The following is an 8,390-nucleotide window of genomic DNA, read 5'->3' as shown; positions in this document are numbered from 1 at the left end:
CGCCCAGGGCCACCACCGCGCCCAGCACCGCCGTGGCGGGACGCCAGCGCGAGTCGGCGGGCCAGCCCGTCCAGTTGTAGTCGGCGTTCAGGTGGGGATCGGTATCGCAGGCGTCGTCAACGTCGCCGTCGGGGTAGTCCCGGATCCTGTCGTCAAGGTGCGCCCACGTGGTACCCATGGTGCCGAAGTTAGCCATGTGACAGCACGGATCGGGTATCGCGCGGGTGTGTGAGACAACCTGCAAGCGAATCGTTACCGCGCTGCGACCGGGGTTTCGCTGACCGCGAAGTGGGGGGACGCGGGGAGGTGGGGGTCGGCCGCGTCAACTAGCCTGCTGCTGACAGGGCCGGGACTGCAAATACCTGCGCAAGACTGCAAAACCCATGGAAGGGGTGACCGTGGAGGTCAAGATCGGTATCACGGATAGTCCGCGCGAGCTGGTCCTTGCCAGCACCCAGACGCCCGCAGAGATCGAAGAACTGGTCAGCGCCGCGCTGAGCGACGCGTCGGGCCTGCTGCGCCTGAGCGACGAGCGGGGCCGCCGCTTCCTGATTCACACCACCAAGATCGCCTACGTCGAGATCGGCGTCGCCGACGCGCGCCGGGTGGGCTTCGGGATCAGCGCCGAATCCGGCAAGCACGCCGGCAAGGCACGTTAAGAGCGGGTCAGCGGCACGTGTGACAGTCCGCCCCAGGCGAACTGGACGGTGCCGTCTACGGCGTCCGCCTTGGAGATCGGGCGGTCCGAGTCCAGCCAGTAGCGGGCGCAGTCGACGCTGATGCCGACCAGCCCGACCGCGATCATCCGGGCCCGGTGCGGGTCCAGCCCGGAATCCTCACTGATCAACGCGAAGACCGCGTCGATGCAGGCTTCGGTGGCGACGCGCACCTGGGCGGCCACCTCGGGTTCGGTGACGTAGTCGTTCTCGAAGATCAGCCGGTAACCCTGGCTGTCGTGCTCGATGAAATCGAAGAACGCCTGCACCGCGGAGTGCAACCGGCGCCGGTTGTCGGTCGTGGTGCTCAACGCGTTCTGAACACCCGAGACCAGGTTCTCCACGTGCCGCGCCAGCACCGCCAGATACAGCTCGAGCTTGCTCGAAAAGTGTTGATACAGCACGGGTTTGCTGACCCCGGCGCGATCGGCGATCTCGTCCATGCCGGCCGCGTGGTAGCCGCGGTCGACGAACACGTCGCTGGCCACGATGAGCAATTGACCGCGTCGCTCGTCGCGGGGCAACCGGTTGCCCCGCCGGTTGGAAACCGCGGATCCGTCCGCCGGCCGACCGCGGTCAGCCGATCTGACGGCGCGGCGCGCCGGCACCTTGGCGAGTTCGCTCATCGATTCCTCATCTGATTATCGGCGGCCGGCCGTCGGTAAACCGGGGTCAGCCGCTCGCAGCCCGTGGAAGAGACCTTACTACCCGCCCGCTCGACGCGACCGTCATCGCGGTCGTCGCCGCAGGCAGAAGCGGTGTCGGACGGCGCATTCGGGCGCGCCACGGACGGCGCGGGTGGCGGCCTGTGTAATCCTGGGGAAATGACGTCCCCGCGGCCCCCGCGCAGCACCGGTCGCGTGCCGGTGCTGCGCGACGAGTGGCGTGAGCCCCTGCGGGCGCTGCGCGACCCCCTGGCGCGGGAAGCCGGACGGGTCCGGGCCGACCGTGAGCGGCCGCGCCAATGGCGCAAACAGACCTGGCTGGGGCGCTTCGTGTCCACCTACGGGTGGCGCGCCTACGCCCTGCCCGTCCTGGTGGTGCTCACCGCAGTGGTGATGTACCAGACGGTGACCGGCACGGGCGCGCCGAAGCCGACGGCCAGCCAGCCCATCCAGAGTCCGCCGGCAATCGGCGCGGTGGGCACCACGATCATCGACGCCCCGCCGCGCGGGCTCGCCGCGTTCGACGCCAACCTGCCGGCGGGGACCCTGCCCGACGGCGGACCGTTCACCGAAGCGGGCGACAAGACCTGGCACGTCGTGCCGGGCACCACACCGCAGATCGGCCAGGGCACCGCAAAGGTGTTCAGGTACACCGTCGAAGTGGAGAACGGCATCGACCCGACCATGTTCGGCGGTGACGACGCCTTCGCCCAGATGGTCGACCAGACGCTGGGCAATCCGAAGGGCTGGACGCACAACCCGCAGTTCGCATTCATCCGGATCGACAACGGCAAACCCGACTTTCGGATCTCGCTGGTGTCGCCGGTGACCGTGCGCGAGGGGTGCGGCTACGAATTCCGGCTCGAGACCTCTTGCTACAACCCGGTGTTCGGCGCCAACCGCGAGGCGCGGGTCTTCATCAACGAGGCGCGCTGGATACGGGGAGCCGTCCCGTTCGAAGGCGACATCGGCTCCTACCGGCAGTACGTGATCAACCACGAGGTCGGTCACGCCATCGGATACCTGCACCACGAGCCGTGCGAGCAGCAGGGCGCGCTGGCGCCGGTGATGATGCAGCAGACCTTCTCCACCTCGAACAACGACGCCGCCCAGTTCGACCCCGACGTCGTCAAGGCCGACGGGAAGACCTGCCGGTTCAATCCCTGGCCGTACCCGATCGCCTAGCGGCCCGCCGCTTGCTACCGCTGCGTGCGGTTGGCATTGATCTCGTCGCGGTGCGCCATCGCCCACTCGGCGAGCGAGATCACCAGCGGTAGCAGCGTTCGCCCGAGCTCGGTCAGCTCGTATTCCACTCGCGGCGGCACTTCGGCGTAGGCCATACGCTCGACCAGGCCATCTTCGACCAGGTGTTTGAGCGTGACGGTGAGCATCCGCTGCGAAATGCCCGCCACGGCCTCCGCCAACCCGCCGAACCGCATCGGTCCGCCGCGCAGCGTGCCGATCACCAGCAGACTCCACTTGTCGCCGATGCGATCGAGCACCTCCCGGACCGCGCCGCCCTCGGGTATCCGCGTCGTCTTTGTGATGTGCGTCATAGCGAAGGCTGCTTCCTGGATGCATACATCGATGTGCCTTTTGTGAGCGTCCCATCGCTGACACACGATGTGGTTACACACAAATGGTAAGGAATGGGGACTGCCGTGAACATCGCACTGTGGACGGCGCAGGGCCTGCTCGCATTCGTCTATCTCGCCGCGGGCGGGCTCAAGATCATTCGATCGCGCGAGCAACTCGTGGCAACGGGCCGGCTCGACTGGATGAAGGACAACTCGGACGCGGCCGTGAAAGCCGTCGGCGCGGTCGAAATCCTCGGCGCGCTCGGCGTGACCTTGCCCGAGGCGACCGGCATCGCCCGCATCCTGACCCCGATCGCTGCGGTCGGCCTGGTCATCGTGCAGATCGGGGCACTGCGCGTCCACCTGACCCGTAACGAGCGGCAACCTTTGCCGGTCAATGCGATTCTCCTGCTGCTCGCGGCCTTCGTCGCGATCGGCCGATTCGTGAGCTGAGCCAACCCGGCCCGCGCGTCGCCTGATTGCCGCCGGTCCGTTCGGCTGCTGAGATGGTGGGGAGAACCCAATCGAGGAGATGTTCGCAAGTGTCGACGCCGCTGCCGCCCCTGGTGGCACCCGCAGACCACCTCAGTGCCGACGAGGTGGCCCGCTACAGCCGGCACCTGATCATTCCCGGCCTAGGCCCCGATGGGCAGAAGCGGCTCAAGAACGCCCGGGTGCTGGTGATCGGCGCCGGCGGGCTGGGCGCGCCGACGCTGCTCTACCTGGCGGCCGCCGGCGTGGGCACCATCGGCATCGTCGACTTCGACGTGGTCGACGAGTCGAACCTGCAGCGCCAGATCATCCACGGGGTGGCCGACGTCGGACGGTCCAAGGCCCGGTCGGCGCGCGACTCCATCGCCGCGATCAACCCGCTGGTCGACGTGCGGCTACACGAGTTGCGTCTGGATTCCACCAACGCCGTCGAGTTGTTCGGCCACTACGACCTGATCGTCGACGGCACCGACAACTTCGCGACCCGGTATCTGGTCAACGACGCGGCGGTGCTGGCGAAGAAGCCCTACGTGTGGGGCTCGATCTACCGCTTCGAGGGCCAGGTCTCGGTGTGCTGGGAGGACGCCCCGGACGGCCGCGGACTCAACTATCGCGACCTCTACCCCGAGCCGCCGCCGGCCGGCTCCGTCCCGTCCTGCGCCGAGGGTGGCGTGCTGGGCATCGTCTGCTCTTCCATCGCCTCGGTGATGAGCACCGAAGTGATCAAACTTATTACCGGGATCGGTGACTCGTTGCTGGGCCGGCTGATGATCTACGACGCGCTGGAGATGACCTACCGCACGATCGCGATCCGCCGCGATCCGTCGGACGGGTCGAGGCCGAAGATCACCGAGCTCGTCGACTACGAGCAGTTGTGCGGCGTGGAGCCCGGGCCCGCCGCCCACGACGACGCGGACGCCATCACGCCACGGGAATTGCGCGACTGGTTGGATTCCGGCAAGGAGCTGGCCCTGATCGACGTGCGTGAGCCGGTGGAGTTCGACATCGTGCACATCGACGGGGCTCAGCTGATTCCGCAGTCGTTGATCAATTCCGGCGAGGGTCTGGCAAAGCTGCCGCAAGACCGCCTGCCGGTGCTGTACTGCAAAACCGGGGTTCGCTCGGCCCAGGCGCTGGCGGTGTTGCGCAAGGCCGGATTCGCCGACGCGGTGCATCTGCAGGGCGGGATCGTGGCATGGGCGCAGCAGATGCAGCCCGACATGGTCATGTACTGACCCGGAACGCTCGTTGGACTGCGGCGACCCGCCGTGCCCGGCTTCGCCGCGCTTGCGATCGCCGCCTGTTGGACTCGTTTAGAGTACCGGTGTGACAGTCGAGCCACCGCCGGATCATGTGCTGTCGGCGTTTGGTTTGGCCGGCGTTAAACCCGTCTATCTGGGGGCCTCCTGGGAGGGCGGCTGGCGGTGCGGCGAAGTCGTCTTGTCGCTGGTGGCCGACAACGCCCGCGCGGCCTGGTCCGCGCGAGTCCGCGAGACCCTGTTCGTCGACGGCGTCCGGTTGGCCCGGCCGGTCCGTTCCACCGACGGGCGCTACGTCGTTTCCGGTTGGCGGGCGGACACCTTCGTGGCCGGAACACCGGAGCCCCGCCATGACGAAGTCGTCTCCGCGGCGGTGCGGCTGCACGAGGCGACGGGCAAACTCGACCGGCCCCGCTTTCTGACCCAGGGGCCCACGGCGCCGTGGGGCGACGTCGACATCTTCATCGCCGCCGATCGGGCGGCCTGGGAGGAACGGCCGCTGGCCTCGGTGCCGCCGGGGGCGCGGGTGGCCCCGCCGACGGCGGACGCCGAGCGGTCGGTGGAGCTGCTGCATCAGCTCGCCACATTGCGTAAGCCGACCAAGAGCCCCAATCAGCTGGTGCACGGGGACCTCTACGGCACAGTGCTTTTCGTCGGCACCGCGGCGCCGGGAATCACCGACATCACCCCGTACTGGCGGCCGGCCTCGTGGGCGGCCGGCGTGGTCGTCATCGACGCGCTGTCCTGGGGCGAGGCCGACGACGGCCTGATAGAGCGCTGGAACGCACTGCCGGAGTGGCCGCAGATGTTGTTGCGGGCGTTGATGTTCCGCCTCGCGGTACACGCGCTGCACCCGCGGTCCACGGCCGAGGCGTTCCCCGGCCTGGCCCGCACCGCGGCGCTGGTCCGGCTGGTGCTCTAGCGTCCGTCCGGAAACTCGTAGCGAACCTCGCGCAGCGCGATCCTGCCGTCCGTCGCCAGCACGCCTTCGGCGCGCAACAACTCCAGCTGCCGGGTCGTCAGGTGCCGCGCCGGACGCCCGGACGCGGTGATCACCCGGTGCCAGGGCAGGTCGGAGGAGTCGGTCCGCATGATCCAGCCGACGATGCGCGGGCTGGAAAGCCCTGCGACAGTGGCGATGTCGCCGTAGGTGGCCACCCGGCCGGGCGGGATCGCGGCGACCAGGGCGCGCACCCGCTCGACCTGCTGGTCGGTCACCGGCGCCATCGTCAGCGCGCTTCCAGCAGTTCGCGGGTCAACGCGGCGACCTCGTCGGGCTTGGCGTAGGGCACCATGTGGTTGCAGTCGAAGTCCAGCAGCCGGAAATCCGATCCCAACCGCCGCGTCAAGTCGTCGATGAGTTTGTCGGTGACATAGGGCGGGGTGGTGCGCTTGGCCCGCACCAGGACGGTCGGGGTCGTCGCCGGCGGCAGCACGGTGTCGCGGGCCAACTCACTCCAGTACGCCATCATCGCCGGCAGGCTGACCCGCCAGCCGTAGCGGCCGCCCGGCAGCGCGATCAGATGCTCGTCGACCTCGGCGTCCAGCAGGGCGGGCTCGACGTCGGACCACGAGCCGTGCACCTTTTCCAGGCGCGCCTCCTCGGCATCCGGATAGTCGGGCGAGGACAGCATCGCCTCGGCGATCTCGCGCATCCAGTCGCCGTCCAGCCCGACCGCCGGATCGAGCAGCAGCAAACCCGCCACCAGGTCCGGCCGGGCCGCGGCCAGGTGCATCGCCAGCCCTCCGCCGAACGAGTGGCCCACGATCACCACCGGGGTGCCGGGCTGCTCGTCGAGCAGCGCGCCCAGCGCCGCGACATTGGCGTCGATGGTCCACGGCGCGGCCCACGAGGACCGGCCGTGGCCGACCAGATCCGGTGCGGCGATGCCGATTCCGGGCAGATAGCCGGACAGATGCTGCCAACGCTGGCCGTGGCCGGTCAACCCGTGCAGCGCCAGGATCTGCGCCGGTCCGGACGGGCCGTAGCGGTGCACCTGCAACTTCGCGATCACCCGTCGATGGTGCCAGCCGCCACGATCACCACGCGCGGGCGGTCCTTAACGGTCGTCGTCGCGATCGTCCTCGGTGGAGACGATGTAGGCCTGCTCGATCACGTCGGCCTCGTTGGCTTCCCGGTCCCCGGTGGCCACGTAGTCGATGTCCAGGCCGGTCTCGTCGTCGGAATCGATGGGCCGCGATTGTTCCACCGCGTCGCCTTCGGGCGCCTCGTCGACGGGAAAGCCGCGTTCGTCGTCCTGCATGGTTTGTACCCCTCCTTCCGGTCTGCTCCTCGCTCCGGCCTCCAGCGTAAGAGTTGGCTGCGGCACCGGCGCGGTTCGAGCACCAGCCACTGCAGGCCGCTTTCGTCGCGCGCCGGCGAATCTGTCGGACCCTCGTGATGTCATGCCGTCATGGCCTACACGTGGGACGCCGAAGCGCACACCGCCATAGACCCGGGTGCGCGCGGCCGGCTGCGTGTTCTGGGTGGGCCCGGCACCGGCAAGAGCAGCCTGCTGATCGACGCCGCGGTCGCCCAGATCGACGCCGGGGTCAACCCGGAATCGGTTCTGCTGCTTACCGGTTCCGGTCGGATGGGCATGACCGAGCGCAGCGCGCTGACGACGGCGTTGCTGCGCTCGCGATCCACCGGCGGAGGCCGGGCCGCCGTGCGCGAGCCGCTGGTGCGGACCGTGCACGGGTACGCGTACGCGGTTTTACGGCGCGCCGCCGAGCGCGCCGGCGAGGCGCCTCCGCGGCTGGTCACCAGCGCCGAACAGGACGCCATCATCCGGGAGCTGCTGGCCGGAGACCTCGAAGACGGACCGCGCGCCGCGACGGCCTGGCCGGCCGAGCTGCGGCCCGCGCTGAGCACCGTCGGCTTTGCCACCGAACTGCGAAACCTGTTGGCCCGCTGCGCCGAACGGGGCGTCGATCCCCAGGAACTGGAGCGGCTGGGCCGTCGTTGCCGGCGTCCGGAATGGACCGCCGCCGGCCAGTTCGCACGCCAGTACGAGCAGGTGATGCTGCTGCGCGCCGCGGTGGGCACGGCCGCGCCGGAGGCCACCACACCCGCGCTGGGCGCCGCCGAACTGGTCGGCGCCGCACTGGAAGCGTTCGCCGTCGACCCCGAATTGCTGTCCGCCGAACGCGGCCGGATCCGCGTCCTGCTGGTCGACGACGCACAACAGCTCGACCCGCAGGCCGCCCGCCTGGTTCGGGTGCTGGCGGCGGGCGCCGAGTTGGCGCTGATCGCCGGGGATCCCAACCAGGCGGTCTTCGGCTTCCGGGGCGGCGAACCCGCCGGGTTGCTCGGCGGCGACGCGCCCTCGGTGACGCTGACGACGTCGCATCGCTGCGCCCCCGCCGTGGCGCGCGCGGTCAGCGGTATCGCCGGCCGGTTACCGGGCGGGAGCAGCGGCCGGCAGATCGACGGAGCCGGGGCAGGGGAGGGGTCGGTCACGGTGCGGCTGGCCGCGTCGGCGCACGCCGAGACGGCGACCATCGCCGACGCGCTGCGGCGCGCGCACCTGGTTGACGGCGTGCCCTGGTCGCAGATGGCGGTCATCGTCCGGTCGGTGCCACGGGCCGGTGCGCGATTGCCGCGCGCGCCGCAGCGCGTCGGCGATGGTCGCCGTCTCGGCGTGCGCCGACGCGGCCAGCCGCACCGTGACCGACCCC

11 protein-coding genes are annotated in these 8,390 nt (G+C 69.7%); 6 read left to right on the top strand and 5 right to left on the bottom strand.

Annotated elements, in window-relative coordinates:
- Positions 1-398: 398 nt before the first annotated feature.
- The gene (locus A5708_RS09295; protein WP_065028344.1) at positions 399-659 is read left to right on the top strand and encodes a DUF3107 domain-containing protein; all 261 of its coding nucleotides are present in this window, start codon (positions 399-401) and stop codon (positions 657-659) included.
- Here the strand turns inward: A5708_RS09295 and A5708_RS09290 are convergent.
- Positions 656-1,342, bottom strand: coding sequence for a TetR/AcrR family transcriptional regulator (locus A5708_RS09290; RefSeq protein ID WP_065028342.1), 687 nt, complete (start codon positions 1,340-1,342; stop codon positions 656-658). The genes A5708_RS09295 and A5708_RS09290 overlap by 4 nt on opposite strands.
- Positions 1,343-1,540: 198 nt before the next feature.
- Between A5708_RS09290 and A5708_RS09285 the strand changes: the two genes are divergently transcribed.
- A complete protein-coding gene (locus A5708_RS09285; RefSeq protein ID WP_231117859.1) occupies positions 1,541-2,566 on the top strand; it encodes a DUF3152 domain-containing protein in 1,026 nt (341 codons plus the stop codon).
- Between the two features lie 14 nt (positions 2,567-2,580).
- Here A5708_RS09285 and A5708_RS09280 read toward each other — a convergent pair whose 3' ends face one another.
- On the bottom strand, positions 2,581-2,937 hold the full coding sequence (locus A5708_RS09280) for a winged helix-turn-helix transcriptional regulator (protein ID WP_065028340.1): 357 nt from the start codon (positions 2,935-2,937) through the stop codon (positions 2,581-2,583).
- A 105-nt stretch (positions 2,938-3,042) separates the two neighbouring features.
- Between A5708_RS09280 and A5708_RS09275 the strand changes: the two genes are divergently transcribed.
- The 3 genes from A5708_RS09275 (at position 3,043) to A5708_RS09265 (ending at position 5,631) form a co-directional block, all read left to right on the top strand.
- On the top strand, positions 3,043-3,411 hold the full coding sequence (locus tag A5708_RS09275) for a DoxX family protein (protein ID WP_065028343.1): 369 nt from the start codon (positions 3,043-3,045) through the stop codon (positions 3,409-3,411).
- Positions 3,412-3,500: 89 nt separating this feature from the next.
- Positions 3,501-4,685 (top strand): adenylyltransferase/sulfurtransferase MoeZ, encoded by a 1,185-nt coding sequence (gene moeZ / locus A5708_RS09270; RefSeq protein WP_065028339.1) that lies wholly within the window; start codon positions 3,501-3,503, stop codon positions 4,683-4,685.
- A 91-nt stretch (positions 4,686-4,776) separates the two neighbouring features.
- Positions 4,777-5,631: a TIGR02569 family protein gene (locus A5708_RS09265; RefSeq protein ID WP_064877094.1), complete on the top strand. Its 855-nt coding sequence runs from the start codon at positions 4,777-4,779 to the stop codon at positions 5,629-5,631.
- Here A5708_RS09265 and A5708_RS09260 read toward each other — a convergent pair.
- From A5708_RS09260 to A5708_RS09250, 3 genes are read right to left on the bottom strand one after another with little or no spacing between them, the layout of a single operon-like run.
- Complete coding sequence (locus tag A5708_RS09260; RefSeq protein WP_065028338.1) at positions 5,628-5,936, bottom strand: MGMT family protein; 309 nt, start codon at positions 5,934-5,936, stop codon at positions 5,628-5,630. The genes A5708_RS09265 and A5708_RS09260 overlap by 4 nt on opposite strands.
- A gap of 2 nt (positions 5,937-5,938) precedes the next feature.
- Entirely contained in the window at positions 5,939-6,724 is a 786-nt protein-coding gene (locus A5708_RS09255) for an alpha/beta fold hydrolase (RefSeq protein ID WP_065028337.1), read from the bottom strand.
- Positions 6,725-6,769: 45 nt separating this feature from the next.
- Complete coding sequence (locus tag A5708_RS09250) at positions 6,770-6,973, bottom strand: hypothetical protein (protein ID WP_065028336.1); 204 nt, start codon at positions 6,971-6,973, stop codon at positions 6,770-6,772.
- 150 nt (positions 6,974-7,123) lie between these two features.
- On the opposite strand from A5708_RS09250, the gene A5708_RS09245 reads away from it, so the two are divergent.
- Positions 7,124-8,390 (top strand): UvrD-helicase domain-containing protein (locus A5708_RS09245; RefSeq protein WP_231117858.1); only part of this gene is annotated, 1,267 nt, incomplete at its 3' end.

Origin of the sequence: Mycobacterium colombiense, assembly GCF_001672755.1 — a bacterium.
Classification (GTDB): domain Bacteria; phylum Actinomycetota; class Actinomycetes; order Mycobacteriales; family Mycobacteriaceae; genus Mycobacterium; species Mycobacterium colombiense_C.
The sequence above is the reverse complement of the archived record's forward strand: the minus strand, read 5'-3'. Positions and strand labels throughout refer to the sequence as shown.

Excerpts from the sequence above, each read along its gene's own strand:
- A5708_RS09285 (WP_231117859.1), top strand. The coding sequence starts at position 1,541 with ATGACGTCCCCGCGGCCCCCGCGCAGCACCGGTCGCGTGCCGGTGCTG.
- A5708_RS09250 (WP_065028336.1), bottom strand. The coding sequence starts at position 6,973 with ATGCAGGACGACGAACGCGGCTTTCCCGTCGACGAGGCGCCCGAAGGC.
- A5708_RS09280 (WP_065028340.1), bottom strand. The coding sequence starts at position 2,937 with ATGACGCACATCACAAAGACGACGCGGATACCCGAGGGCGGCGCGGTC.
- A5708_RS09260 (WP_065028338.1), bottom strand. The coding sequence starts at position 5,936 with ATGGCGCCGGTGACCGACCAGCAGGTCGAGCGGGTGCGCGCCCTGGTC.
- A5708_RS09290 (WP_065028342.1), bottom strand. The coding sequence starts at position 1,342 with ATGAGCGAACTCGCCAAGGTGCCGGCGCGCCGCGCCGTCAGATCGGCT.